The following is a 26,074-nucleotide window of genomic DNA, read 5'->3' on the forward strand; positions in this document are numbered from 1 at the left end:
TCATTAGTATCACGCTTATAGGGTCATTTCCAGCAGGGCAGGGAACGTCTTGTGTAAACGCGAACAGCCCCCCGCATCCGCTGATAAAGGGACGCTGGGGGCTGAACTGAAAGTAAGGTTGGCGGCGACCGACTCTCCCACCGGTGAAGGTAGTACCATAGGCGCTCCGGGGCTTAACTGCTCTGTTCGGAATGGGAAGAGGTGAACACCCGGGCTAAAGCCACCATTACTGGCGGTTGTGGCTAGTGCACAGCCACAACAAAAACGTTGACGTAGAAAACGAGTAAGAAGCCACAGAAAAGAGCTGGTACTAGGTAAGTGTTCGAGTCATTAGTACTACTCGGCTCAGCCATTTCGGACCTTCCACCTGTAGCCTATCGACGTGGTAGTCTACCACGACTCTTCGTATATGAGAGATCTCATCTTGAGGTGAGTTTCGCACTTAGATGCTTTCAGCGCTTATCTCATCCCAGCGTAGCTACCCGGCGCTGCAGCTGGCGCCACAACCGGTGCACTAGCGGCTGGTCCATCCCGGTCCTCTCGTACTAAGGACAGGTCCTCGCAAATCTCTAACGCCCACCACAGATAGGGACCGAACTGTCTCACGACGTTCTGAACCCAGCTCGCGTGCCACTTTAATCGGCGAACAGCCGAACCCTTGGGACCTTCTCCAGCCCCAGGACGTGACGAGCCGACATCGAGGTGCCAAACCTCCCCGTCGATATGAGCTCTTGGGGGAGATCAGCCTGTTATCCCCGGCGTACCTTTTATCCTTTGAGCGATGGCCCTTCCATGCGGAACCACCGGATCACTATATCCGTCTTTCGACCCTGCTCGGCTTGTAGGCCTCACAGTCAAGCCCGCTTCTGCTATTGCGCTCTGCGTACGGTTACCAAGCGTACTGAGCGGACCTTTGAAAGCCTCCGATACTCTTTTGGAGGCGACCACCCCAGTCAAACTACCCACCAGACACTGTTTCCCCGTCTCGGAGATTAGGCACCGAGTAACACAAGGGTGGTATTTCAACGTTGGCTCCCCGAAAGCTGGCGCCTCCGGCTCATAGCCTCCCACCTATCCTACACATGTGTTACCCAGCGTCAATGTCAAGCTATAGTAAAGGTGCACGGGGTCTTTCCGTCCCGTGGCGGGTACTCGGCATCTTCACCGAGACTACAATTTCACCGAGCTCACGGCTGAGACAGCGCCCAGATCGTTACACCATTCGTGCAGGTCGGAACTTACCCGACAAGGAATTTCGCTACCTTAGGACCGTTATAGTTACGGCCGCCGTTTACCGGGGCTTCGATTCAAACCTTCGCCTTGCGACTAAGTTCCCCTCTTAACCTTCCGGCACCGGGCAGGTGTCAGACCTTATACTTCCGCTTACGCGTTCGCAAAGTCATGTGTTTTTGTTAAACAGTCGCCTGGGCCTTTTCACTGCGGCTTCTTGTCTTGCGACAAGGAAGCGACCCTTCTCCCGAAGTTACAGGTCCATTTTGCCGAGTTCCTTGGCCGTGATTCACTCGAGCCCCTCAGGATACTCTCCTTGACTACCTGTGTCGGTTTGCGGTACGGGTTACAATAAGATTAAAACGCTTAGCAGGTTTTCTTGGCAGTCTGATTAGGTACACTATCCCCGTGGCCGAGGCCGTAGGGTACTATCACGTTTCAGCAAAGTCAGCGGATTTACCTACTGTCTCTATACCTACGCGCTTCAACGGGCACTTCCGTCCGCCCGCGGTACTTTCACTTCTGCGTCACTGCATCACTTCTCATTGTAAGTGCTGGAATATCAACCAGCTGTCCATCGACGTAGCCTCTCGGCGTAGCCTTAGGTCCCGACTAACCCTGCTCCGATTAGCGTTGAGCAGGAAACCTTAGTCTATCGGGGGCGGGTTTCTCACCCGCCTTATCGTTACTCATGCCTACATTTGCTTTTCTAGCCGCTCCAGCACGCCTGACAGCATACCTTCACCGCTGCTAGAATGCTCCCCTACCACTTATGCATAGCATAAATCCATCGCTTCGGTACCGGACTTGATGCCCGCGTATTATCGATGCCCTCTCGCTCGACCAGTGAGCTGTTACGCACTCTTTAAATGAATGGCTGCTTCCAAGCCAACATCCTGGCTGTCAAGGCAAGTGGACCTCCTTTGTTCAACTTAGTCCGAATTTAGGGACCTTAGCGGATGGTCTGGGTTCTTTCCCTCTCGGCATGGGACCTTAGCACCCCACGCCTCACTGCCGGCTATATTACGTGGCATTCGGAGTTCGTCTGGATTCGGTAGGCTTTGACACCCCCTAGTCCAATCGGTAGCTCTACCTCCACGTAACTCAACGCCGACGCTGTACCTAAATACATTTCGGGGAGTACGAGCTATTTCTCAGTTTGATTGGCCTTTCACCCCTACCCACAACTCATCCAAATCCTTTTCAACGGAAACTGGTTCGGGCCTCCAGTTGGTTTTACCCAACCTTCACCCTGGTCATGGGTAGATCACAAAGTTTCGCGTCTACCCCCCTGACTCTGCGCCCTATTCAGACTCGCTTTCGCTGCGGCTCCATGACTTGAGTCATTTAACCTTGCCAGGGAGGAGTAACTCGTAGGCTCATTATGCAAAAGGCACGCCGTCACCCCACAAAAGGGCTCCGACCGCTTGTAAGCACACGGTTTCAGGTTCTTTTCACTCCTCTATTCGAGGTTCTTTTCACCTTTCCCTCACGGTACTGGTTCACTATCGGTCTCTCAGGAGTATGTAGCCTTAGCGGATGGTGCCGCTGGATTCAGAGGGGATTTCTCCGGTCCCCCCCTACTCAGGAATCCTCTACCGTGCTTGATTCTCTCGCTTACGGGATTCTCACCCTCTATGATCGACTTTCCCACGTCGTTCAGCTAAAACCAAACAATCAGATGTTGAGGTCCTACAACCCCGCGCTGGCCGTAACCAACCCGGTTTGGGCTCGTCCCCGTTCGCTCGCCACTACTTAGGGAATCATTGTTATTTTCTGTTCCTCCGGGTACTTAGATGTTTCAGTTCCCCGGGTTTGCCCGTCTACCACTAAAGATAGACGCCCCTGTGCTTCACACAGGTGGGTTGCCCCATTCGGATACCCGCGGATCACCTCGTATGTGCCAATCCCCGCGGCTTTTCGCAGCTTATCACGTCCTTCCTCGCCTCTGAGAGCCTAGGCATCCCCCGTGTGCCCTTGTTTACTTACCTTATCTCCTTCCACAAGGAAAGGAGGGCTCATAACAAGAAACTACATTGAAGTAATCCTCGCTTCTTTCTTTTTCTTCTTACTCGTTATCCTACGTCAAAGAACATCTGTCTTCCGGTTGAAGACACAGTACTACTAAGGAGTGACCTCGCTTAGTAGTGTGTATTGAGTACTCTCCTAGCCTACCCACCATCTGTGGGCAACTCTAGTGGAGAATAACGGATTCGAACCGTTGACCCCCTGCGTGCAAGGCAGGTGCTCTAGCCAGCTGAGCTAATCCCCCGTGTGCTCTGCTCCTCCCCGCCTTCCCCCTGTGGGCCAGCGTGGACTCGAACCACGGACCTCGACATTATCAGTGTCGCGCTCTAACCACCTGAGCTACTAGCCCGAGTCAACTTTACACCTACATTGATAGGTATATAGTGAATCCTAAAAACGTTGAATGAAAGGAGTAACGAATAATATGCAAGACAATTGACACAATTGATTACGTCGTGAGCAAGGACGCTCCAGAAAGGAGGTGATCCAGCCGCACCTTCCGGTACGGCTACCTTGTTACGACTTAGCCCCAGTTACCTGTTCTACCCTAACTGGCTTCTGTGACGAGCACCAGCTTCAGGTCTACCAGACTTCCATGGCTTGACGGGCGGTGTGTACAAGGCCCGGGAACGTATTCACCGCGTCATTGCTGATACGCGATTACTAGTGATTCCAGCTTCACGGAGTCGAGTTGCAGACTCCGATCCGAACTGAGACCGGTTTTGTGAGATTGGCGTCTGCTCGCGCAGTAGCGACCCTCTGTACCGGCCATTGTAGCACGTGTGTAGCCCTAGGCGTAAGGGCCATGATGACCTGACGTCGTCCCCGCCTTCCTCACTGCTTGCGCAGGCAGTCCTTCTAGAGTCCCCGGCTTAACCCGCTGGCAACTAAAAGTAGGGGTTGCGCTCGTTGCGGGACTTAACCCAACACCTCACGGCACGAGCTGACGACGGCCATGCAGCACCTTGCTTTGTGTCCCGAAGGAAAGCCTGATCTCTCAGGCGGTCACGCGCATTCTAGCCTAGGTAAGGTTCCTCGCGTATCATCGAATTAAACCACATGCTCCACCACTTGTGCGGGCCCCCGTCAATTCCTTTGAGTTTCACTCTTGCGAGCGTACTCCCCAGGTGGGATACTTAACGCTTTCGCTAAGTCACCAACAGTCTATCGCTGGCAACGAGTATCCATCGTTTACGGCGTGGACTACCAGGGTATCTAATCCTGTTCGCTCCCCACGCTTTCGTGCCTCAGTGTCAGATGTAGCCTAGGCAGCTGCCTACGCAATTGGGGTTCTGGACGGTATCTATGCATTTCACCGCTACACCGTCCATTCCGCCACCCTCGACTACTCTCAAGCTTGCCAGTATCCAGGGCAGTTCCACAGTTGAGCTGTGGGCTTTCACCCCGGACTTAACAAGCCACCTACGCACCCTTTAAACCCAATAAATCCGGACAACGCTTGCACCCTCCGTATTACCGCGGCTGCTGGCACGGAGTTAGCCGGTGCTTATTCCTCAGGTACCGTCAGTTTAGGACGCATCCTCTTTTTCTTCCCTGAGAAAAGCCGTTTACAACCCAGAAGGCCTTCATCCGGCACGCGGCATGGCTGGGTCAGGCTCTCGCCCATTGCCCAATATTCCCTACTGCTGCCTCCCGTAGGAGTCTGGCCCGTATCTCAGTGCCAGTGTGGGGGATCACCCTCTCAGGTCCCCTAAGCATCGTCGCCATGGTGGGCCGTTACCCCGCCATCTAGCTAATGCTACGCAACCCCATCTGAATCCAATAAATCTTTACCGTCCAAGTGATGCCACTCACACGGCTTATGCGGTATTAATCCGCCTTTCGGCGGGCTATCCCCCAGATCCAGGTAGGTTGGTTACGCGTTACGCACCCGTGCGCCACTAGTGTATTGCTACACCCGTTCGACTTGCATGTATTAGGCCTGCCGCTAGCGTTCATCCTGAGCCAGGATCAAACTCTCCATTGTATAAATTCTCTTCACCTATGCGAACATAGGCTGCTGTCATGGGCTGATCCTTGCTCACGTATTGACGTAATCATTTAATTCGTGTCGCTTGGTCTTACTTGTCTCATTATCTCTTGTTACCAAAATTTAATTGAGACGTTTACCATTCGTTACTTTCCAATCATTCAAAGAACGTATGCGCCCTTCCTATTGAAGGAGCCTTGTGAGTCGAGCGACTCATTATTTTTTTAAAGACCAACCCTCTTTCGGATTGGGGATGCAAAGGTAAGCTTTCTTTTTAGATTGTCAAGAAAAATTTAGAATTTTTCTCTAAAATTTTCGAGCTAGATATTCGTCTTAAAAGCCTTATCAAAGTCCTTGAGACTTCTTGACTTCCCAACTCCTTTTGATTTGGGAGTGCAAAGGTACAAACCTTTTAATTAATGAAGCAAATAGATTTTTGTAAAAAATTCATTTGCTGAGTTCTGCGTTTTCAAACAGATAAGCAGGAAAACGCAGTCTTCTAGTTCAAAGGAGCAATTTGGCCTATTTTGCCCACCGCGTTTCGGATTGGGAGTGCAAAAGTGCAGGATAAAATCGTTGTTTGCAAGTAGGGAGGGGAGATTCCCACAAATCATCTCTTGTTACATGCCCTCGGTCGCCATCAGCATTCTGAGGCACAAGCCGTTATACTCACCAACTATTTCAGATTATTTTGAACGGTTGATTTTATTGCTGTCACAGCCGTTTGATAGAACTAGGCGCAATACTTACGGGCATCTATTCCACTCATCGGTTGTTGAAAGATATTTAACAGGTCAATGCCTTAGAACGTCTAGTTAAGATCGAGCTGTAATTCTCTCAGAATGAGTAAAGTGAGCCGAATCTTAGAGCTTCTCCCCGCACTTACGACAAAACTCAGCATCCTCCTCATGATCGGTGGCTTGGCAAACGTGGCAAATGACGTGCTTATAGGTTTTCTGGTAAGGTCGCGATAGCTCGGCGGTGACGATACCAGTAGGAACCGCGATAATAGCGTACCCCATAATCATGATAATGGAGGCTAATGCTTTTCCCAGGGTAGTTGTTGGGGAAATATCACCGTATCCTACTGTAGTAAGCGTGACGATAGCCCAGTAAATACTTTGGGGAATACTGGTGAAGCCATTCTTTCCACCCTCAATCACATACATCAGTGTGCCTGTTATAACAACCATAGCCACAACAGAGGTTAAGAACACTAATATCTTATGACGACTAGCTTTTAAAGCTCCCGTTATAACGGCAGCCTCCCCCACGAATCGACTGAGTTTAAGAATGCGAAAGACTCGCAGCAGTCGAATAGTACGGATGATCAGTAGGTATTGGCTACCTACTATAATCAGGCTCAAAAACGTCGGAATTATGGCCAGAAAGTCAATTATGCCTAGAAAGCTAAAGGCATAACCTAGTGGCCGACGCACTACAATAAGCCGTATTATGTATTCGATAGTGAATAGGATGGTAAAAAACCATTCAAGGGCCCGTAGGTAAGGACCGTACTGCTGGTTTATACTCTGTACGCTTTCGAGCATTACTACCAACACACTGATTAGTATAGCCCACAGCAGAGTAACATCAAAGGCTTGCCCGGCGTGCGTATCTGCCTCGAATACTACCTGATATACAGCTTGCTTCCAGCGCGAGTGTCGAGCAGAGGGGTTGTATGGCACAAGCGAGCTTTTTTGTTAAGGTAAGGCAGTATACGAGTGGAGAACACCAAGGTCAAACTGACTTCGGTCGTACTCGGGGTCCTGCATAATAAACAAATAAGCCTCCCAGAAGCGTAGCCAGTCCATAAAGTGACTCGGTAGGATTGTCGCGCAGAATAAAAACCAGCGTCCAGCCGCTTAGCACCAGAAATATAAATGGCGTTAAGGGGTAGCCCCATGCGCGGTAAGGCCGGGGTAAGTTGGGCTGACGCCAGCGCAACACAAACAAGCCCATTACTGTCAGAAAAGTGAATAAGCTAAGTATAAAGCCCGCATAGAGTAATACAGCCTTAAAAGTGGAGGTAAAAAGAAAGAGAAGCGTTAAGGCCGTCTGGAACAGCATAGCGCGCACCGGAACTCCCGCTTTGCTTACAGCGGCCATCTCACGCAAGGCTGGCAGATCTTCGCCCATAATCTGCACAATGCGCGGGCCGGCAAAAATCATAGAACTCACAGTAGACAAAAGCAAGCCTGCAATAACACCGCCCATAAGACGCCCCACTGATTCTCCGAAAAGCCGATTGGCAACTACATATCCTACTTCCACTTGTCCAGCAAGGCTCGTAATAGGTGTAGAATAAAGGAAGATGAAGTTTAAAGCCACGTATAAGAGGCATACTATAGAGGTGCCTAGCAGCAAAATGCGCGGTAAGTTGCGTTGGGGGGCTTTTACCTCACCCGCCAAATAAACAACTGCATTCCACCCGGAGTAGGCATACGAAACATATATCAACGCTACGGCAAACTCAGGGCTGAGCAATTGCCTCCAATCGGTGGCCTGGGGGGCAAATTGAATAAACTGGGGCTCAGCAAGCAGCCAACCTGTTCCAATAAAGGCCAGTAAGACTATTACTTTAACCGCAGTAATAATCACTTGTAAGTAGCTTCCGGCCCGACTGCTTGTCGCGTGAATCGCCGTCAGCGCTAATACTGCCGTTACAGAAAGCCATAGCGGATTTAGCGCTGGCCACACATTGGTGGCATAACTGCTTAGGGCCATTGCGCCGAGTGCCGTTGGAGCGGCGAACCCCACGGTGGCAGATACCCAACCCGATAAGAATCCGACAGCCGGATGATAAATTTGAGATAAGTAATGATACTCGCCTCCTGAGCGGGGCATTGCAGCAGCCAACTCAGCGTAACACCAAGCGCCACATAAGGCAATAAGCCCCCCCACAACCCACAGCATCAGCACCACAAAGCCACTCTGAATATCCAGTAGTTGGAGGCCTAAGGTGGTAAACACACCTGTTCCTACCATATTGGCTACTACCAAAGCTACGCCAGTAGTTAAGCCGATCTGGTAAGTGGGTACCTTAGGTTTGGTCATACAAGCCGTTTAGCTCTTCTTATTATAGAGTAAGCACAATGCATAGCGCAAAATGCGCACTCTATAGTAAGAGATATGATCTAAACTGAATGCACTTATACCTTAGGGCGCTTATATAATGGCACGGTGCTGCACGGCTCGCCATACATCATGCTGGCTGCTACCGGCAGGAGCTTTTGCATGATAGCGACGTAGGCATACGTTGGTACTGGGATATTGCCACAACCCTTCACTACCACTTTCGCGTCGCGATACTCTTCGGCATCGATGGCGGCAATGGCTTCTTGAAACAACTCCTGCTCCAAGGCTTCTAAGTTGCCGAATATGTACCGATGGGCGTGCCCTTGGAGTTTTGTGGCCAACAACATATAAGCCCAGGTAGGCACAATAGCATCGGCCGAGCAGATGATAGCTACATTTTTACCGTCATACTGACTCCAGTCATGGGTCTTAACGAATTCGCGAAAGTCCTTTTCGCGCAGGATAAGCCCCTGAAACAAGTTGTCTTTAATATCATACACCACACGCTCGCCGGGATGTAGCAGCAATTCAAGATTAAGCGTCGTGAGGGCGCTTTGTGCTACGCGATTGATGATTTCTTCCATATAAATAAGGCCCAGAGGGCTTCAAATTGGTGCAATGATTTTGTTCAGCTACTCTTAACAATATGGCTTAGGAGCGCCGTTGCATTGTTTCCACAACTTTTTACTTCGCCTTCGGAGTGGTTGTATACACTTCCTTTAGATAAAAAGGCTCGTAATACGCAACATCTCTAAACTCCTGACGCTGAAATGCCCCCCAAGCCAAAGCGCCTACCGCCACCGCCGATGGCTCGATACCCGCTAGAAAACCGGCATTGGGTTGCTCAGCTAGCAGCGACTGAAATTTAACTGCTCCGTTGCCAAAGAATAACACACGATGCCCACCTAATTGTTCGGCTAGCGCATCGGGAGTTAACACGAGGGCGGTGGGGGGCAAAATTTCCTGACTGTCGGGGGTATATAAGGCAGTATAGACCTCCATACGCCGTGCATCCAGCATAGGGCAATACAGATAAGTTTCGGGCGACGCAGTATAAGCGGCCACTTGCCAAGCCAAAGCCTGCAACGTACTAATCGCCAGCAACGGAATATTTAGGGCGAAGCATAATCCTTTGGCAGCCGCCCCACCTATCCGCAGCCCTGTATACGAGCCGGGCCCATCGGATAAAGCCACTGCCGCCACGTCTTGCAGTGCGTGGCCTGTGTTTTCCAGCAACTGATTAATTAACAGGCTTAGGTGCGACGAGTGTGACTTTTCGAGTCGTAGTTCCGCTTGGCCTAATAGAACACCAGCTTGGTGTACGGCCACAGAACACACAGAAGAAGAGGTTTCGAGGGAAAGAATAAGCATGTGCCAAGGCTATTTGTGCAAAGGTACAACTGGAAAGAAGCACGATGCTGATCGGATGAATTTCGCCTTGCGGCGGGTGTAACTAAAAAAGCAGGCCCCTACGGAGCCTGCTTTTGCTTATCCTAAACTACTTTAAGGCTACTTCTCCCCTGTTTTCTTCACCTCCGGCCGTGATTTAGCCTCGGGCGTACCTGGCTTTAGGAGTGCCGTATACCGCGCCTGATCATTCAACACATTCAGCGCCATCAGAATATCCGGATCATCATCAAAGCTAGCTTCGATCTGACCTTTTTGGAAGTAGTAGCGCGATACGATTTCCTGCTCTAATAACTCCCGAATTTCGGGTTTGAAGCGGGTTAAGTCGTTGCTCTTGTTGGTAGAAACCTTACGACGGATGGCTTCAATCTCGGCTTTTACGTCGTCGTAATGTTTTTCCTCTTTTGCCCTGCTACTCAACTGAGCGAGGCTTTTTTCCATATCCGTAGAATAGCTCAGATCCTTTCCGCCTAAAAACTGAATAAACTTCTGGTACTCAGCATCTGAGAGATGGAATTCGCGGGCGGGGGGCAAAGTTGCGTGAGCAGCGCGGTAGCGGGTAGCGTAATCAAATAGATAGTTCTTCTGTAGCAGCACCCGGGTAATATCGGCAATCGTGCGCTCCTGCACTTCTACGTCGGGGGCCACGCCGCCGCCATCGTACACCACCCGACCGCTAGTCGTTTTGAAAGCGGTGCGCAAGGAATCAGGCACCTTTCCCAAGCTGCCGTCATCAGCCCGATGAGCGTAGTCTATTTCCTGAATGCAGCGCCCGCTAGGAATGTAATACTTGGCTGTCGTGACTTTTAGCTGCGAATTATATGACAAAGGCCGCGTAGCCTGCACTAGCCCTTTACCGAACGTTCGCTTACCAACCAACACAGCCCGGTCATAATCCTGGAGCACACCAGACACGATTTCAGAGGCGGAGGCAGAGCGGTTGCTAGTGAGCACTACTACCGGCATCTGCGTGTCCAGAGGCGCGTCGAGCGCTTTATAGGTCTTGTTCCAGTCCGTGACTTTGCCTTTGGTGCTCACAATATCCAAGCCCTTATTCACAAAGAGGTTAGATACGTTAACGGCTTCATTGAGCAACCCCCCGGATTGTCGCGTATATCGAATACGATTTTCTTGGCACCCTGCTCTTTCAGCTTCATTACCGCCAAACGTGCTTCCTTACCAGCGTCAATGGTAAAGCCAGCCAACTGAAAATAGCCGATGTCAGGCGTTAGCATGCCGTAGTACGGCACATTCTCTACCTGAATCTTATCACGAGTGATATTGATTTCTGTTGGCACATCCTGCCCATAGCGCGTCACGAGCAGCTTGGCCACCGAGTTAGCCTGGCCTTTCAGCAGCTTACTAATGTCGGAGTTGTTTTTGGTGGCTACGTTGATTCCGTTGATAGTAATAATCTCATCGCCGGGCAGCAAACCTGCTTTCTGGGCTGGAGAGCCTTCATAGGCCGCCTGCACAATGGTTTTTGTCCCCCGCTTTGATATCAACGCCCCAATGCCGCCGTACTGCCCAGTGGTCATGAAGCGGAAGTCCTCGATATCGTCCTCTGGGATATAATTGGTGTACGGGTCGAGCGACTTAAGCATCGCGTCGATACCTGTTTTCACCATTTTCGCGGGCGTTATCTCGTCCACGTAGTACGTATTCACTTCCTTAAATAAGGTCGCGAAAATGTCGAGGTTCTTGGCAATCTCGAAGTAGCGCTCATTATCAGAGGCACTGCGGAAAGAGACGAGCAACGTGGCCCCACCTAAGACCAGGCCGGCCAGATATTTTTTGCGCATAAAAAGGCTGAAAGCGTGGAAAACAACCTACGATACAGGCACTACCTCAACGGTAGGGGTTGCATCAGTTAGCAAACGCTCCAGCCCTGAAATTAATTTTTTTTCAACCAGCGCGAAAGGCTTTTTTTCCTTGCCCGAATAGATAATCCCCAGCAACGCAACAGAATGCCCCCCAGGGGCCTCCAGCAAACGGTATTTATTTAATCGGTATGCCTCGCGCATGAGACGCTTGAGGCGGTTGCGGTCCACGGCTCGCTTAAAGGAGCGCTTCGATACGCTCACCAGCACTTGGGGCGGAGTTGTAGTAGGCGCAGGTGCAGGCAGCCAGACCAACCGCAATGGGTACAAACCAAAAGAAGAACCCCGGCCGAAAAGCTCGTCAATGAGCTTTTTGCGACACAAGTGTTCTTCTTTCGGAAATGAGTAGGAGCGCGCGCCCGGCGGCATAGATATGGCTGGCTGGGGCGAATCGGCGGGAGCCGTCAGCGGTTTAGCGCTTATGACGACCCTCGTCGGATACCGTTAGGCGCTTGCGGCCTTTGGCGCGGCGGGAGGCCAGTACACGGCGGCCATTGGCGGTTTCCATGCGTGAGCGGAAACCGTGCTTGTTGCGGCGCTTGCGCTGCGAGGGTTGAAATGTTCTTTTCATCGTCTTGGAATGCTATTCGGGGATGGCCGGCAAAGGTAAGGCGTTCATTTGTAAATGCCAAACAGTATGAAAAAGTAGTATCGGCTCTGTTGGCTTTAAGTCTTATTAAAGGCCTTCCAGCATGTCCTTGAGCTTATAGGCAGATCCGCTTCGTATACATTTAACCTCCGCACCCTACTTCGTTTTTGAAGTACCAACGTACACTTCAGCCGCAAAGCATACCTTTCCTTTATGATTCACTACCACGTCTCATTTGAGAATCCGCTTACCTTTTATCTGCAAATTCAGCTGACGCTTACAGTGCCGGCCGAAGCGACCGAACCGATAGAGTTGCAGTTGCCCGCGTGGCGTCCCGGTCGGTATGAGCTGCAGAACTTCGCGCAAAAAATTCAGCGGGTGGTAGTAGATGATGCTGATTCGGGCGAGGTTCTCCCCTATCGCAAGCTCACCAAAGACCGCTGGCAAGTGCCGGGTGCAGCCGGCCGCACAGTCAGGGTGCGCTACAACTTCTATGCTCATCAGATGGATGCGGGCGGCTCTTGGCTCGATGAAAGTCAGTTGTACATAAATGGCGTGCAATGCTTTATGTACGTTGAGGGTCGTCAGCAGGAGCCTTGCGAGTTGACATTGGAGCTGCCCGAAACCTATCAAATTGCCTGTGGTTTGCCCCAAAAAGCCCCCACATGCTACAAGCTGATAGTTTTGAGCACCTTATCGAGTGTCCGCTCATAGCTAGTCCTACGCTGCAGCACCATGAATACCAAGCGCAGGGCATACCATTTCACGTCTGGGTGCAGGGCGAATGTGACCCTGATTGGCCACGCCTGCTCCAAGATTTCGCAGCTTTCTCAGAAGAGCAATTGAGCTTATTCGACAGCTTTCCGGTAGCTGACTACCATTTTCTCAATCAAATACTGCCGTACAGTCATTACCACGGCGTTGAGCACACCAACTCTACGGTTATCACGCTGGGACCTGCGCAACTGCTCATGACAGACGTGTTGTATAAAGAACTGTTGGGCGTAAGCTGCCACGAATTATTTCACACGTGGAACATCAAAAGCATCCGGCCGGCTGAGCTTTTACCCTATAATTATACGCAGGAGCAGTACTTCCGCACCTGCTATATCGCCGAAGGCATCACAACTTATTACGGAGAGTACCTATTAGCGCGAAGTGGCGTGCGCACGGCGGAGCAATACTTTCATGAGCTAAACACTGTGCTGCGCAAGCATTATGAAGACGATGGCCGCTTCAACCTGTCGCTAGCCGATGCCTCGGTCGACCTTTGGCTGGATGGCTACAAGAATGGCGTGCCCGACCGTAAAGTATCGGTGTATCATAAAGGAGCGTTGGTGGCTTTACTGTTGGATCTGGCGTTGCGACAACTTTCTAAGCATCAGCGCAGCCTCGACGATGTATTGCGGCGGCTGTGGCTGGAATTTGGCCAACCCGGCGTAGGCTACACTGAGGACGACTATATCCGCTTAGTTGAAGAAGTAGCCGGCCGGCCCATGCGGCAATACTTCGACAGCTTTATTTACGGTACAGCCCCGTTGGAAGAGCCTCTGACCAAAGCTTTACACTTTGTGGGGTGCACGCTGTTGCAAGAGGAAAACGTATCGGCCGCGGAAGGCGTATTTGGCTTTAAAACCATTCTCAAAAACGAGCGAACAGAAGTAACGAACATCTCACCCCACTCACCTGCAGCCGCGGCTCTTACTGTTGATGATGAGATAATAGCCGTGAACGGGCAACGGGTTCAGATGAACTTACAGGTACTGCTGAACAGCGGGGCCCCTAGCTATGAAGTAAGCGTGTTTCGTCAGAGCCGCCTGCTTACGGTGTTGCTGGTAGCCGAGCCGAGCAAGCGTTTTTGGCCTAAGATTACTGTTGAAAAACGCCCCGATGCTACGCCGGAACAGCAGGTGAGCTTTCGCCAGTGGCTCAAGCAAGATTTCTAATTTTATTCTTATATGAACTTGTATCCCATTATTCTTACGCTGGGGGGAATCCTGCTGATCAGCTGCGACAGCAGTCCTCAAGAAGTTGAGAAAACTCAAGCAAGACCACCTACTGCGGCCGTCGAGCCGAAGGTTTTGCCCCCCGCTACCTCCGCAACGGCGGCTCCCGCGGCCAAGGTTCTACGCTCGGAGACTGACACACTTCGGCTTCGCAACGGCAGTATAGCGCAGCTTAGTCCAGCTCGTGAAGCCGAATTCGCTCGCCTCAGTGGCATTGACACCGACACCACCGAACAGAAATATATTCAGCTAGCCGGGGGCCGTGCCCAACGCCGTGCTGATCAACTCCTCCTTACACTCAAGAATGGTCGTACACTTACGCTAACGAATAATATAACCGATCCGGACGAAGAAAAACACGTCATCTACCGCTTCCGCGGTCCTCTTGATAAGAGCGACTTTTGGGTGCTAGACGTCACGCGTTGGGAGTCAGGGTTTGTACTTCTAATAAACCAACACACTGGGCGACGCACCCAGCTGTGGGGGCGGCCGGTATTGGCGCCCGACGGTACGCATTTGGTCGCATTCAACTCCGATATGGAAGCCGGCTATTCGCCTAATGGGTTGGAGGTTTGGTCCTTGGAAAGTGGAATTCCTATGTTGCGCTGGAACCGCGTAGTGAATACCTGGGGACCAGAGGAAGTACGCTGGCTGAATGACAAAACGCTCATCATCCGCCAGTATTACCCCGACAGCACTCCTCAGATCAAATATGCGCGCCTGCTGCTACCCCAGTAGATTGAGCCACAAAAAAGCCCCCAGAACTAGCTCTGGGGGCTTTTTTATAAATTATACCAATGTTTACTTCGCTTTTTGCTGGGTAGGATTGGGGTTGCTGCGAGGCTTATTAGTACGAGCCGAACGTACCTCGTTGACGTTACCGCCGGGGGTATTGTTCTTGATGTCGTTGCCTGCTTCAGTCAGTATATTCTGGTTAGCATTCTGCACTTTCGTTCCGCCGCTGTTGGAGCCACCCTTCATGTCCGGGGCTACAGAATTCAGTTCATTCTGCGGCGAATCGGAGGCTACAGATTTCTTCTTCGAGGGCTTCTTATTTTCTGCCATGAGAGTAGAGCTAAGGGTGAGAAGATTACTTCCCTCTTTTACCCAGCTTAGCAGTATTTAGTTGCCCGAAGAACTGCGGCAAATACATAGAAAAGCCCCCAGCATTGGTGGCTGGGGGCTTTTTTAATTTACCCGAACTTACGCTTCTATGCTAATCGGCTCTACGTTTACCAATTCGGCAAATTGACGCTCCCGAGCTTCGATTTCTTCTTTGGTCAAATTCACCAAACGCTCTGTACCAAACTTCTCTACGCAAAACGAAGCCATTGCCGAGCCGTGAATCACGGCGCGCTTCATGTTGTCGAAGCTAATATCATCGGTGGCAGCAAGGTAGCCGATAAAGCCGCCTGCGAAAGTGTCGCCGGCGCCGGTTGGATCGAATACTTCTTCCAAGGGCAATGCTGGCGCGTAGAAGACTTTGTTCTTGCAGAACAGTAGCGCACCGTGCTCACCCTTCTTGATGATCAAATACTTAGGACCCATGGCCATGATCTTGCGAGCCGCTTTTACCAGCGAGTACTCACCGGAAAGCTGGCGAGCCTCCTCATCATTAATGCTTAGCACATCCACCATCTCGATGGTCGTGAGCAATTCTTCGAGCGCCACATCCATCCAGAAGTTCATGGTGTCCAGCACAATCAGCTTGGGCCGATTAACGAGGCGCTGAATAACCAAGCGTTGCACTTGGGGCGTTAGATTCCCCAGCATCAGGTATTTGCAATCCTGATAAGAATCGGGAATGATTGGGTCGAAATCGGCCAGCACATTCAGTTCCGTCTGCAAGGTTTCGCGCGAATTCAGATCCGTCGAATACTTACCCGACCAGAAAAACGACTTCTCCCCTTCTTTTATCTGCAACCCTTCTGTATCTACGCCGTGCTCTTGCAATAACAGCACATCCGACTGCGGAAAATCGTCGCCTACTACAGCCACTAGTTTCACCGGCTTTACGGAGTAAGAAGCTGACAGCGTGATATAAGTAGCTGCGCCACCGATGATTTTGTCAGTTTTGCCGAAAGGCGTTTCCAGGGCATCGAACGCCACCGAACCGATAACTACCAGACTCATAAGAAGAGGGAATAAAAGTGATTCAAGCAGATGATTTGAAGTTGACAACGGCACAAACAAAAAAAAAGTCCCCGGAAAAACTTTCGGGGACCTTTTTAGGGTAAGCAATGGGGCTCGAACCCACGGCCTTCGGAATCACAATCCGATGCTCTAACCAGCTGAGCTATGCCTACCATATGGGTAATGGAGGGACAAAAGTAGCGGTCTGTTGGGGTTATTCAAAAAATATACGTGAGTTTTTTTACGCTAATCCATAGTTCCTAAAAATGCGTCATCACTCATTTAGCGTTTATATCACCTATTCAAACTATCAATTTTGCCCCCCAGTGCCAGCCAACGATTAGCTGTGCCGTGTCGAGCTCCTACCAGAGTCATGTACCTTTGTCTTTCGCATTAGCTTTTTTATCATGTCCGACGCCACGCCCCCACCCATTTCCTTTGCCGATTTCAAGCTCAATAAGCAGCTACTTACGGCCGTGGCTGAAGCAGGCTTTACAGAGCCAACCCCGGTTCAGCAGCAAACTATTCCGCTTCTCCTTGCCGGGCACGATGTGCTCGGTATCGCGCAGACGGGCACTGGCAAAACCGCCGCTTTTGGTTTGCCCTTGCTCATGAAAGTGAAATTTGCGCAGGGTATCCATCCCCGAGCCTTGATTTTGGCCCCCACCCGTGAATTGGCTATTCAGCTCGAAACGCACTTAAAGCGCCTCGCTACCCAAACCGACTTGCGGATTTACGCTATTTATGGTGGTTTGGGCCCCAAAACGCAGATTGAAACCTTAGCTCAGGGCGTTGATATTCTTATTGCCACGCCGGGCCGCCTGCTAGAGCTTTACCTGAAGGGCGAGTTGGTCTTGAAAGAGCTGAAAACCTTAGTGCTCGACGAGGCCGACAAAATGATGGATATGGGCTTTATGCCCCAGATCAGGCGTATTCTGGAAGTTATTCCGACCAAGCGGCAGAACGTGCTGTTTTCGGCTACCATGCCGGATAAGGTAGCAACCCTGAGTGAAGAGTTTCTGGAGTTTCCGGTGCGAGTGGAAGTGACGCCGGCGGCCACATCGGCCCAAAACGTCAGCCAGACGATGTATCAGGTGCCTAATCTGCTCACCAAGATCAACTTGCTGGGCCATCTGGTGCGCGATGAGGAGGAGTTTAACCGCGTCATGATTTTCTGCCGCACCAAGGAGCACGCCGACAATGTGGCCCACTTTCTGGGTCGCAAAAGCACGGGTGAGGTACGCGCTATTCACGGCAACAAAGGCCAGAATGTGCGGATCAACGCGATGGATGCATTTCGCAACGGCGAGCTACGCTTCCTAGTAGCCACTGATGTAGCGGCCCGCGGTATCGACGTACCACAAGTAAGCCACGTCATCAACTTTGATGTACCACTTATTTACGACGACTACGTGCATCGTATTGGCCGCACGGGTCGGGCCCAGCACACGGGAGCCGCCATTACGTTTGCTAACGCCGCCGAAATGCACCACATGGGTCGCATTGCAGAGCTTATTAATCAAACTATTCCGGAATTACCTCTGCCGCCGGACGTAACGGTGGCCGCTACCGCCTTTGATGAACAGCAAGGCATGGATCGGGAGATTGATGATCGTCGTCGCCGCCTCGACCCGAACTTCAAGGGCGCATTCCACGAGAAGAAGGTTCCGCTGCAAAAAGATATTGACAAGCGCACTGGTTTGCCTTATGTAGAAGGCCCGAACCGGAGCGTAAAAGGACGCAAAGCGAATCCGTCCAAGGGACGGTCGTCGTCGCCGGCGAAGAAAGCGGTAGCCAAGGCTCGCAATCGTCGCAAATAAAATCAGGTTTTACACTTCCAGTTTACTCGCTGCAAGCCATCAGGCGATAACCAGCCCGCACGGTTTCTTCGCATAGCGGCAAATACACCCTGGCACCTAGGGCATTGGTGTGCAAAAAAACCAATACAGGAGCGGCCGCCGTCCGTTCGTGTATCGTTGAAGAACGGCCTTGCAAGGTGAAGGATTGAGGTTTCATAGCAGCAACGATGAGAAGAACAGGAAGCTAGATACAAACAACAGATAGAGCTAAATATAATAAGACACTAGACAAAATCGAACTGTCTAAAGCACAAATATTTATAGCTTACTTCACATCAAAGCAACACCATAATCTACTGTTAAGCAATACCCACTTCAGGGTATTTTAGCCTTTGTTTATCTACGTAGAAATGCCCCCCAGACCGTCGGTCTGGGGGGCATTTCTACGTAGTTATATCTCGCAGCTGTAGCGTTAGTGACGAAAAATGGGCAAATGACTGAACTGAATAGTCATGAAGGTGAGCGCAACGCCCCATAGAGCTGCACTCCACAGCATATGGAGTAAGATCCGTGAACGGGGCACGTGCAATTGGGTAGCAATGACGGTACCGAGGATAGGGCTAAACAAAATGGGCGTCAGGAAAGCAATACCGGGCATTCCGAAGCGGCGAAAAATGCTCACAATACGGCGGCTGCGCTTACTGAATATGGGCTTTCCTTTACGCTGACGCCGCTTCCGAATGTGCAGCGCCCAAGCACGGCCCACCCCCGACACAATAATGACACTAGTCATCATGCCAGCCACGGTAAGCCCCCAAGTGAGTATGAAAGATAAGCCCGCCGCCGTGCCCGCAATTGGGCCTGCAAAGAACTTAAGAGTGCTCAGCAGGTAAACAGAAGCATATTGGGCCAATTCTTTGGCAAGTTCGGGTAGCACGAGCAAGAGGTAGTTACAGCTTGAATGACAAAGACGGCCAACAGCTTCGGGCGTAAAGGTAACACGAAGCTTGCGCCACCTTTGGTTCCGTATACGTTGACAGATTATTGTCGTGTTAGTAAAGCTGATATCTCATAAACTGACTTCTGCTCACAATTTGCTTCCATATGATAGGTCGCCGGCGTCGCCGAGGCCGGGCATAATGTAGGCCTGGGCGTTGAGGCCTTCATCAACGGCTGCTACCCAGAGTGTAGCCTCTGGGATTTCGCGGGTTACATACGCTACGCCCTCCGGGCTGGCAATAACGGCCGCAATGTGTACCTGCCGAGGAGTGCCAAAGCGTAACATTGCTCTATACGTAAGTACCAACGATTTGCCTGTAGCCAACATTGGATCAGCTAGAATAAGTACTCGCTCGTCCAAGGAAGGGGCAGCCAGATAATCGACCTGCACTTGTACTTGTGAGGTACCTTCTATGCGGTAGGCGGCGGCAAAAGCACTGGGCGATTGGTCGAAATAATTGAGAAAGCCCTGATGAAAAGGCAAGCCCGCCCGCAACACGGTAGCTAGCACCGGAAAGTCACGGAGCTGCTGGCTATTGGCCGTGCCCAGCGGGGTTTGTACCGCCTTATCAGTATAGCTCAGCAAAGAACTGATACGATACGCAATGATTTCACCTAACCGCTGAAGGTTGCGCCGAAAACGCAGGCTGTCGCGCTGCACGTCCACATCACGCAGTTCGGCCAAAAAATGATTTGCAATGGAAGGCTCGGCGCACACGATGTGCACACGCTGGGAGTGTTCGGGAGTAGCTTCGGGCGTAGGGTTTAGCGCATCCATTGCAGATACCAGGGTTGGCGGGTTTGAGTGAGGGCCGCGTAAGGCACGGGCGTGGCGCCGAAGTTGGCGAAAAAACGAGCAATAGAAGGAATCATCCCGCCCTCAAAATCCAGGACCAAGCCGGGCGAGCCTGCATAGCGCTGAATTACATGATCGAGCAGTAGTAGCGGGGCACCAACTTTTTTGCCCCCCAGTGAGGTGGCAGCAAACAAATAAATGATCACATGGGCATGGTAAACAAACAATGCCCCAGCTAGCAACTCACCGCTATCCGGGGCCCGCACTTCCAGTATCAGCAATCGGCTATGCGTCGGTAACGCTTCTACCAAAGCCGCCAAGTGCTGATATTCCTGGCTTTTCAACCCCACAGCCGCTTTCTCCTTTTTGAACAACTGAATAACAGCCGCCGCCGACATCGTTTCGGTAACTACTAAAGGCTGGGGCTGCTCCTGATTACGACCTAGACGGCGGCGGTAGTCGGGAGAATAGCCAGCAAGCAACGTAGCATAAACGGGCGCCAGATTGAGCTGATAGGTTTGGCGCGGAGCCAGTTTGAAGCCGGGCGGCGCAGCTACTAGTTCGTTTTGAGTGCTCAACTGCAAGTACAGATGCGCAAAACGACCTGCGGGCAGCAAAGCCAGATAGTCGAGCACATTACGGTGGCGGCTGGCGGCAGTGGTTATCAGGCCAAGCTGCTGCGTAAAATGCGGCTGATACACGTCGCGGCCCCAGGGGCGTGTTTTAAGGGGCAGCGGAAATACAGAGGCGTAAGTGCCGATATCTTCCTTCATTTCCACTACCGCATCCCAACGACCAGCCGTAGCCGCTAGCCACCAGGCGCACGCATACGGCAATGCCTGGGGCGCGGCCGCAATGCAAGCTTCCCAGGCAGATAGGTCTAGTTCAGAATGGCGGAGATAACGAAGCAGCAAGGGCAAATTTGAAAATTACCAGACTTAGTACGGCAACCTGAAGCAAAGGAGCACGGCATTGGGGGCTATTTTAGGGCAAAAAGTTTCAGTAAGCCAGCCAACACGTCTTTTACGCAGCGAAGCCGGATCGATTTTCGCGCTCAACCTAATTTGCCCCCCAAGTGCGTAGTTTTGTACAGCCGGACGCCTCAGTGGTCGTTTGGTCCTACTAAGTAGTATGAGAAAATCGTTATTGCTGCTCACAGCGTTGAGCTTTCTGGCTGGTCAGGCCGTTGCCCAGGTAAACCCAACTGGCCCCACTTATCTCCGCATCGACACGCTGGGCGCCAAGCCTGCGGTTCCGGCTCAACCCCAAAGTGATGTGCAAGGCACTACCTATGTGCCACTCGACAGCGATGTGTATCGGCTTATCGACCGCTATACTATTCTCTTCGGCCCCGATTCGCTCAACGACCCGCATACTTCCGTACGGCCTTATACCCGCGCTAGCGTAGCCCGCTTAGCTGAGCGCATTCTTCGCGACAGCACCACCGTGGGTATCACTCGCGCCGACCGATTCAATGCTGACTACTTATTACGCGACAACTGGCAGTACACGAAGCAAGATATTGCTGCCAATACGTCGAAAAAGCCGGTATTGGGGCGGTTTTACCGCAATCAGTCCGATTTTTTCCATGTAGAAACACCTAGCTTCACCTTGCGCGTGAATCCGGTAGCCAACCTCTCCGTAGGCCGCGACACCGACATTGACGGCCTGCGCTACCTCAATACGCGCGGCGTGCAGGTAGAAGGTACCATCGACGAAAAGCTGGGTTTCTATACATTTTTGGCCGATAATCAGACAGCAGCACCATTTTATGTGCAGCAACGAGTACTGCGCGACAATATCGTGCCGCATGAGGCTTTCTGGAAAACCTATAAAAACCGCTCCGACCAGTACGACTTTCTGTCGGGGCGCGGCTACCTCACTTACGCCGCCAGCAAGCATATCAACCTCCAGTTTGGCTACGACCGCAACACCATCGGCAATGGCTACCGCTCGCTTATTCTGTCGGACTACGCGGCGCCTTACCTGTTTTTAAAGGTGAATACCCGCATCTGGAAATTCAATTACCAGAACCTATTTGCGGAGATGACGGCTGAAAAGGCCAACCAAGACACTATTTATCAAAAGAAGTACTTCGCGCTTCATCACCTCAGCCTCGATCTGGCGCCTAATTTCAATGTAGGCGTATTTGAGTCAGTGGTATTTGGGCGGGGCAAGGGCCGCTATGAGTTGCAGTACCTCAACCCGATCATCTTCTATCGATCTGTGGAGCAGGCTATTGGCTCCAATGACAATGCCTTGCTGGGCCTCGATTTCAAGTGGAATATTAAGCGGCGGTTGCAATTGTACGGGCAGGTAGTGCTGGATGAGTTCGTTATCAGTGAGGCGCGGGCAGGCAAAGGCTCGTGGCGTAACAAGCAATCCGTACAGCTTGGCGGCCGCTACCTGAATGTAGCGGGTATCCAAAACCTTGATTTTCAGGGCGAGGTCAACTATATCCGGCCTTACACCTATCAGCACCTCGACCAGTACCGCAACTATCAGCACTATAATCAACCCCTGGCTCACCCCATGGGGGGCAATTTGGTGGAGTTGCTTGGTATTATCAGCTACCAACCCCTACCCCGTTTGAACTTAGTAGCCAAAGGATTCTACACCGTGCAGGGCAACGATGTGGTGGACGAAAACGGCTTCCTAATCAATTACGGTGGCAATGTACGGCTGCCCTACACCAATCGTCCGCTCCTAGAAAATGGCAACGTGCGCACAGAAGATTTCCGAGTGGGCGACGGCATCCAAACCAATCTTATCCACACCGATTTTACCGCCACGTATCAGGCCCGCCATAACGTATGGCTGGATGCGAAGCTGATTATGCGCCGCGTAACCAGCCCCGACGTAGATAATATAACGAATAGCACGGTGTACCCGTCTTTGGCTTTTCGCTGGAATATCGCGCAGCGCCTCCACGAGTTTTAACAGCTCCTGCGGGCCGCTATTCCATGACCAATCACTATGATGTCGTTATTCTCGGGGCCGGACCGGCGGGTACGGCGTGCGCGTTGGCGTTGCAGCATAGTGGTTTGCGCGTGGCCTTGATAGACAAAGACCAGTTTCCGCGTGATAAAGTCTGCGGCGACGCCATTCCGGGCTTAGCGCTCAAAGCTATTCGGCAGCTCTCGCCCGCTTTGTATGACGAGTTGTATGCCTTGCCGCAGAAAGCCGAAACCCGCGACAGTCGGCTGTTTGCCCCAGATGGTGGCGATATCCGGGTGCGTTGGCAAATTCAAACCTTCAACAGCCCACGCCTGCACTTTGATGCGCGCCTGCTGGCGATGGTGCAAGCGCACACCGCAACGCACGTTCAGCTCGATTTTGCGGTCAAAGGCATTCACATCACGGCTGAGCAAGTCACGCTGCTGCCCGCCAACGACCAGGCGCCGCTTACCTGCCAGCTGCTGATTGGCTGCGACGGCGCCAACTCGGTGGCTGCCCGCAAGCTCACCAAACGCCCCCTCGACCGCGCCCACCAGTGCGTAGCCGTGCGCGCCTACTTTCAGGGTCTCACCGACACCGACGAAACCACTACCGAGTTTTACTTCCTGCGCGAGTATCTGGCCGGTTATTTCTGGATATTTCCAGTCGGCGACGGCGTATATAATGTTGGCTTTGGTATGCTCTCATCGGATGTGGCAGCCCAAAAGGTGGATTTAAAGAAAGTGCTGCTGGCCATCACTCGCGAGCATCCACAGGTAACCAAACGCTTTGCCCAGGCCAGCCAACTAAGCGAAGTAAGTGGCTTTGGCTTACCGCTGGGGGGCAAATCTCGGCCTATCAGTGGCGACCGTTTCATGCTTTGCGGCGACGCTGCCTCGCTGATCGACCCGTTGCAAGGGCACGGCATCGATACGGCTATTCAAAGCGGGATACTAGCGGCCAAGCAAGCGATACGCTGCTTTGAGCAGCAAGACTTTAGTGGGGCGCAAATGCGCTGGTACGAGCAAGCGGTGTATCAACAAATAGGCAAGAAACTGGCGCGTAGCTACCGGCTCATGCGGTTTATTTCTACCAAGCCTTGGTTGGTAAATGCGGGATTTGGCCTTGCCCGCAATGCCTGGGTGAAGAAATGGCTGCTGAAAGTGGTCGGGTAGAAGCCGATTAACAGTAGGCTGCGCTAATGCCTTACCTTTGCGGCCTCCATGAAAACTTACCTCCGCATTCTGGGCTATGCGCGGCCGTTCGCCGATTTCGTGCCCCTGTATTTTCTGTATACGGTGCTCGGCATCATATTCGGACTCTGCAACTTTACGCTGGTCATTCCCCTGCTCAATGTGCTATTCGGCACTACGGAGCAGCATACTGCCACCGCTACCGCGCCACCGGACTTCGCGCTGTCAATCGACTACATCAAGACGACGTTCGATTACTACTTCACGCAGGTCACGCTTTCTCGTGGCAAGCTGGGCGCGCTGAGTTTTGTGTGTATGGTTCTGATTGTCTCGGTATTTCTGAGCAATCTGTTCCGCTATCTGGGCTTGCGCCTTATTGCCCGCGTTCGGGCCCGCGTGATTCGCAATATGCGCCACGCGCTGTACGAGCGCATTACGCAGCTTCAGCTCGGCTACTTTTCGGGCGAGCGGAAGGGCGACCTCATGTCGCGCCTCACCAACGATGTGCAGGAGGTAGAAGGATCCGTGGTAAACACCCTAACCGGCGTCATCCGCGACCCGCTGTTTATCGTGGCCTACTTCGTGCTTTTGCTGTATATGTCGGTGAAGCTCACGCTGTTCACTTTGCTTATTTTACCAGTGTCGGGCTTGCTGATTTCGGGCATTTCCAAGCGGCTCAAGCGGCAAGCTCACCAAAGTCAAGAATCGCTGGGTACTATGCTGACGGTAATTGACGAGACGCTGGGGGCATTCGGGTTATCAAGGCTTTCAATGCTCAGCCCTACATTTTGGGTAAGTTTCGGGCGCAGAACAACGAGTACGCACGCACGCTGCGGGCCATGGCCAACTCTCGTGATTTGTCGTCGCCCATTTCCGAATTTTTGGGCGTTGGCGTCGTGGCTGGCTTGCTATTCTACGGCGGCACTTTGGTGCTGTCGGGCGAGTCGGAGCTGACGGCGTCCGACTTTATCGGGTATTTGATCCTGTTTTCCCAAGTATTGGTACCAGTAAAGGCGCTGGGCGGGGCGTTCAGTTACATTCAGCGGGGTTTGGTGGCCGGCGAGCGAATTCTGAAAGTGGTCGATACGGAGCCTATTATTCGCGATAAACCCGACGCGCACGTACTCCCGCCGTTTGAGCACCAGATCGAGCTGCGGAATTTACAGTTCAGCTACGGCGACCAGCCCGTACTCACCGATATCAACCTCATCATTCCGAAAGGTAAAACGGTGGCGCTGGTGGGACCGTCGGGCAGTGGCAAGTCAACGCTGGCCGACCTGCTGCCACGCTTCTACGACCCCACTGGGGGGCAAATTCTGATCGACGGCCACGATGTGCGCGACTGCACGATCCACTCTGTGCGCGAGCAAATGGGCATCGTGACCCAAGAAAGCATTCTGTTCAACGATACGATCTTCAATAATATTCGCTTCAACACGGAGGCCACGGAAGCGCAGGTGATAGAGGCGGCCAGGATTGCTAACGCTCACGAATTCATTCAGCAAACCCCCGAAGGCTACCAGACCTTTATCGGCGACCGGGGTTCGCGCCTCTCGGGCGGGCAGCGGCAGCGCATCAGTATTGCCCGCGCTATTCTGCGCAACCCGCCCATTCTGATTCTGGATGAAGCTACCTCTGCCCTCGATACGGAGTCGGAAAAGCTGGTGCAGGAAGCCCTGACGCGCTTGATGCAAAGTCGTACTTCGCTGGTCATTGCTCACCGCTTAAGCACCGTGCAGCACGCTGATGAAATTGTGGTGCTACAGAACGGTCGCATCGTGGAGCGTGGCACCCACGAAGAGTTGCTGGCGCATGCTGGTGGCTTGTATCAGCGCCTGAATAGCATGCAAACCAACGGCCTATTGGTGTAGAATTCGGGTGACAAATAAATATTAGCTTCACGTTCAACCGCCCCGAAAAAGCCCCCAGACCGTGAAAAAGGCGCTTAAATTCAACCGTTGAAGGCTTGGTTGCGTTTAGCAAGATGGTGCCAAGGTTGCACTACGCGA

Annotated in this window: 18 protein-coding genes, 3 tRNA genes, 3 rRNA genes and 2 pseudogenes; 7 read left to right on the forward strand and 19 right to left on the reverse strand. The window is 52.1% G+C overall.

Annotation, left to right across the window (positions count from 1 at the left end; genetic code table 11):
• Nucleotides 1-116: 116 nt before the first annotated feature.
• The 12 genes and pseudogenes from rrf to rpmH all read right to left on the reverse strand — a co-directional run bounded on the left by rrf (nt 117) and on the right by rpmH (nt 12,184).
• A 5S ribosomal RNA gene (gene rrf / locus EPD59_RS18745) occupies nt 117-228 on the reverse strand.
• Nucleotides 229-310: 82 nt separating this feature from the next.
• Nucleotides 311-3,221, reverse strand: a 23S ribosomal RNA gene (locus tag EPD59_RS18750).
• 207 nt (nt 3,222-3,428) lie between these two features.
• A tRNA-Ala gene (locus EPD59_RS18755) sits at nt 3,429-3,502 on the reverse strand.
• 31 nt (nt 3,503-3,533) lie between these two features.
• Nucleotides 3,534-3,607, reverse strand: a tRNA-Ile gene (locus EPD59_RS18760).
• 125 nt (nt 3,608-3,732) lie between these two features.
• Nucleotides 3,733-5,245, reverse strand: a 16S ribosomal RNA gene (locus EPD59_RS18765).
• The 16S, 23S and 5S rRNA genes sit together here with 2 tRNA genes alongside, the layout of an rRNA operon.
• Nucleotides 5,246-6,111: 866 nt before the next feature.
• A complete protein-coding gene (locus EPD59_RS18770; RefSeq protein WP_133274119.1) occupies nt 6,112-6,936 on the reverse strand; it encodes an ion transporter in 825 nt (274 codons plus the stop codon).
• A 52-nt stretch (nt 6,937-6,988) separates the two neighbouring features.
• A complete protein-coding gene (locus EPD59_RS18775; protein ID WP_133274120.1) occupies nt 6,989-8,305 on the reverse strand; it encodes an amino acid permease in 1,317 nt (438 codons plus the stop codon).
• A gap of 95 nt (nt 8,306-8,400) precedes the next feature.
• Entirely contained in the window at nt 8,401-8,910 is a 510-nt protein-coding gene (locus tag EPD59_RS18780; RefSeq protein WP_133274121.1) for a DUF2480 family protein, read from the reverse strand.
• Between the two features lie 100 nt (nt 8,911-9,010).
• A complete protein-coding gene (gene tsaB, locus EPD59_RS18785) occupies nt 9,011-9,697 on the reverse strand; it encodes a tRNA (adenosine(37)-N6)-threonylcarbamoyltransferase complex dimerization subunit type 1 TsaB (RefSeq protein ID WP_133274122.1) in 687 nt (228 codons plus the stop codon).
• 138 nt (nt 9,698-9,835) lie between these two features.
• A pseudogene (locus EPD59_RS24225) lies at nt 9,836-11,535 on the reverse strand (S41 family peptidase).
• 27 nt (nt 11,536-11,562) lie between these two features.
• The gene (locus EPD59_RS18795; protein ID WP_133274123.1) at nt 11,563-11,982 is read right to left on the reverse strand and encodes a ribonuclease P protein component; all 420 of its coding nucleotides are present in this window, start codon (nt 11,980-11,982) and stop codon (nt 11,563-11,565) included.
• 43 nt (nt 11,983-12,025) lie between these two features.
• Complete coding sequence (gene rpmH / locus EPD59_RS18800; RefSeq protein WP_084444044.1) at nt 12,026-12,184, reverse strand: 50S ribosomal protein L34; 159 nt, start codon at nt 12,182-12,184, stop codon at nt 12,026-12,028.
• A gap of 231 nt (nt 12,185-12,415) precedes the next feature.
• Between rpmH and EPD59_RS22885 the strand changes: the two genes are divergently transcribed.
• From EPD59_RS22885 to EPD59_RS18810, 3 genes are read left to right on the forward strand one after another with little or no spacing between them, the layout of a single operon-like run.
• Nucleotides 12,416-12,916, forward strand: a complete 501-nt coding sequence (locus EPD59_RS22885; RefSeq protein ID WP_240731496.1) for a M61 family metallopeptidase — start codon at nt 12,416-12,418, stop codon at nt 12,914-12,916.
• The gene (locus EPD59_RS18805; RefSeq protein WP_240731497.1) at nt 12,868-14,148 is read left to right on the forward strand and encodes a M61 family metallopeptidase; all 1,281 of its coding nucleotides are present in this window, start codon (nt 12,868-12,870) and stop codon (nt 14,146-14,148) included. The genes EPD59_RS22885 and EPD59_RS18805 overlap by 49 nt, the downstream gene beginning before the upstream one ends.
• A gap of 12 nt (nt 14,149-14,160) precedes the next feature.
• Nucleotides 14,161-14,946, forward strand: a complete 786-nt coding sequence (locus EPD59_RS18810) for a hypothetical protein (RefSeq protein WP_133274124.1) — start codon at nt 14,161-14,163, stop codon at nt 14,944-14,946.
• 63 nt (nt 14,947-15,009) lie between these two features.
• On the opposite strand, the gene EPD59_RS18815 is transcribed toward EPD59_RS18810, so the two are convergent.
• From EPD59_RS18815 to EPD59_RS18825, 3 genes are all read right to left on the reverse strand, one after another.
• Nucleotides 15,010-15,273 (reverse strand): hypothetical protein, encoded by a 264-nt coding sequence (locus EPD59_RS18815; RefSeq protein ID WP_133274125.1) that lies wholly within the window; start codon nt 15,271-15,273, stop codon nt 15,010-15,012.
• Nucleotides 15,274-15,411: 138 nt separating this feature from the next.
• On the reverse strand, nt 15,412-16,341 hold the full coding sequence (locus EPD59_RS18820; protein ID WP_133274126.1) for a PfkB family carbohydrate kinase: 930 nt from the start codon (nt 16,339-16,341) through the stop codon (nt 15,412-15,414).
• A gap of 99 nt (nt 16,342-16,440) precedes the next feature.
• Nucleotides 16,441-16,514 (reverse strand) — tRNA-His (locus EPD59_RS18825).
• A 234-nt stretch (nt 16,515-16,748) separates the two neighbouring features.
• Between EPD59_RS18825 and EPD59_RS18830 the strand changes: the two genes are divergently transcribed.
• Nucleotides 16,749-18,161, forward strand: coding sequence for a DEAD/DEAH box helicase (locus EPD59_RS18830; protein ID WP_133274127.1), 1,413 nt, complete (start codon nt 16,749-16,751; stop codon nt 18,159-18,161).
• Nucleotides 18,162-18,183: 22 nt separating this feature from the next.
• On the opposite strand, the gene EPD59_RS21700 is transcribed toward EPD59_RS18830, so the two are convergent.
• The 4 genes from EPD59_RS21700 to EPD59_RS18845 form a co-directional block, all read right to left on the reverse strand.
• Entirely contained in the window at nt 18,184-18,357 is a 174-nt protein-coding gene (locus EPD59_RS21700; RefSeq protein WP_165963661.1) for a hypothetical protein, read from the reverse strand.
• 255 nt (nt 18,358-18,612) lie between these two features.
• Complete coding sequence (locus tag EPD59_RS18835; RefSeq protein ID WP_240731498.1) at nt 18,613-19,077, reverse strand: hypothetical protein; 465 nt, start codon at nt 19,075-19,077, stop codon at nt 18,613-18,615.
• 150 nt (nt 19,078-19,227) lie between these two features.
• Nucleotides 19,228-19,917 carry a uracil phosphoribosyltransferase gene (gene upp / locus EPD59_RS18840; RefSeq protein WP_133274128.1) on the reverse strand — a complete coding sequence of 230 codons (690 nt, stop codon included), beginning with the start codon at nt 19,915-19,917 and terminating at the stop codon, nt 19,228-19,230.
• Nucleotides 19,905-20,849 (reverse strand): GNAT family N-acetyltransferase, encoded by a 945-nt coding sequence (locus EPD59_RS18845; protein WP_133274129.1) that lies wholly within the window; start codon nt 20,847-20,849, stop codon nt 19,905-19,907. Before EPD59_RS18845 ends, upp begins: the two co-directional genes overlap by 13 nt.
• Nucleotides 20,850-21,066: 217 nt before the next feature.
• On the opposite strand from EPD59_RS18845, the gene EPD59_RS18850 reads away from it, so the two are divergent.
• From EPD59_RS18850 to EPD59_RS18860, 3 genes and pseudogenes are all read left to right on the forward strand, one after another.
• The gene (locus EPD59_RS18850) at nt 21,067-22,875 is read left to right on the forward strand and encodes a hypothetical protein (protein ID WP_133274130.1); all 1,809 of its coding nucleotides are present in this window, start codon (nt 21,067-21,069) and stop codon (nt 22,873-22,875) included.
• Nucleotides 22,876-22,898: 23 nt separating this feature from the next.
• Nucleotides 22,899-24,047: an NAD(P)/FAD-dependent oxidoreductase gene (locus EPD59_RS18855; protein WP_133274131.1), complete on the forward strand. Its 1,149-nt coding sequence runs from the start codon at nt 22,899-22,901 to the stop codon at nt 24,045-24,047.
• A 48-nt stretch (nt 24,048-24,095) separates the two neighbouring features.
• Nucleotides 24,096-25,936: pseudogene (locus EPD59_RS18860) on the forward strand (ABC transporter ATP-binding protein).
• Nucleotides 25,937-26,074: the final 138 nt, after the last annotated feature.

The organism is Hymenobacter radiodurans, from assembly GCF_004355185.1.
Lineage (GTDB): Bacteria > Bacteroidota > Bacteroidia > Cytophagales > Hymenobacteraceae > Hymenobacter > Hymenobacter radiodurans.

What these genes read in the sequence shown, in the direction of transcription:
- EPD59_RS18775 (WP_133274120.1), bottom strand. Translation starts at nt 8,305, where the DNA reads ATGACCAAACCTAAGGTACCCACTTACCAGATCGGCTTAACTACTGGC.
- EPD59_RS18780 (WP_133274121.1), bottom strand. Translation starts at nt 8,910, where the DNA reads ATGGAAGAAATCATCAATCGCGTAGCACAAAGCGCCCTCACGACGCTT.
- tsaB (WP_133274122.1), bottom strand. Translation starts at nt 9,697, where the DNA reads ATGCTTATTCTTTCCCTCGAAACCTCTTCTTCTGTGTGTTCTGTGGCC.
- EPD59_RS18795 (WP_133274123.1), bottom strand. Translation starts at nt 11,982, where the DNA reads ATGCCGCCGGGCGCGCGCTCCTACTCATTTCCGAAAGAAGAACACTTG.
- rpmH (WP_084444044.1), bottom strand. Translation starts at nt 12,184, where the DNA reads ATGAAAAGAACATTTCAACCCTCGCAGCGCAAGCGCCGCAACAAGCAC.
- EPD59_RS22885 (WP_240731496.1), top strand. Translation starts at nt 12,416, where the DNA reads ATGATTCACTACCACGTCTCATTTGAGAATCCGCTTACCTTTTATCTG.
- EPD59_RS18805 (WP_240731497.1), top strand. Translation starts at nt 12,868, where the DNA reads ATGCTACAAGCTGATAGTTTTGAGCACCTTATCGAGTGTCCGCTCATA.
- EPD59_RS18810 (WP_133274124.1), top strand. Translation starts at nt 14,161, where the DNA reads ATGAACTTGTATCCCATTATTCTTACGCTGGGGGGAATCCTGCTGATC.
- EPD59_RS18815 (WP_133274125.1), bottom strand. Translation starts at nt 15,273, where the DNA reads ATGGCAGAAAATAAGAAGCCCTCGAAGAAGAAATCTGTAGCCTCCGAT.
- EPD59_RS18820 (WP_133274126.1), bottom strand. Translation starts at nt 16,341, where the DNA reads ATGAGTCTGGTAGTTATCGGTTCGGTGGCGTTCGATGCCCTGGAAACG.
- EPD59_RS18830 (WP_133274127.1), top strand. Translation starts at nt 16,749, where the DNA reads ATGTCCGACGCCACGCCCCCACCCATTTCCTTTGCCGATTTCAAGCTC.
- EPD59_RS21700 (WP_165963661.1), bottom strand. Translation starts at nt 18,357, where the DNA reads ATGAAACCTCAATCCTTCACCTTGCAAGGCCGTTCTTCAACGATACAC.
- upp (WP_133274128.1), bottom strand. Translation starts at nt 19,917, where the DNA reads ATGGATGCGCTAAACCCTACGCCCGAAGCTACTCCCGAACACTCCCAG.
- EPD59_RS18850 (WP_133274130.1), top strand. Translation starts at nt 21,067, where the DNA reads ATGAGAAAATCGTTATTGCTGCTCACAGCGTTGAGCTTTCTGGCTGGT.
- EPD59_RS18855 (WP_133274131.1), top strand. Translation starts at nt 22,899, where the DNA reads ATGACCAATCACTATGATGTCGTTATTCTCGGGGCCGGACCGGCGGGT.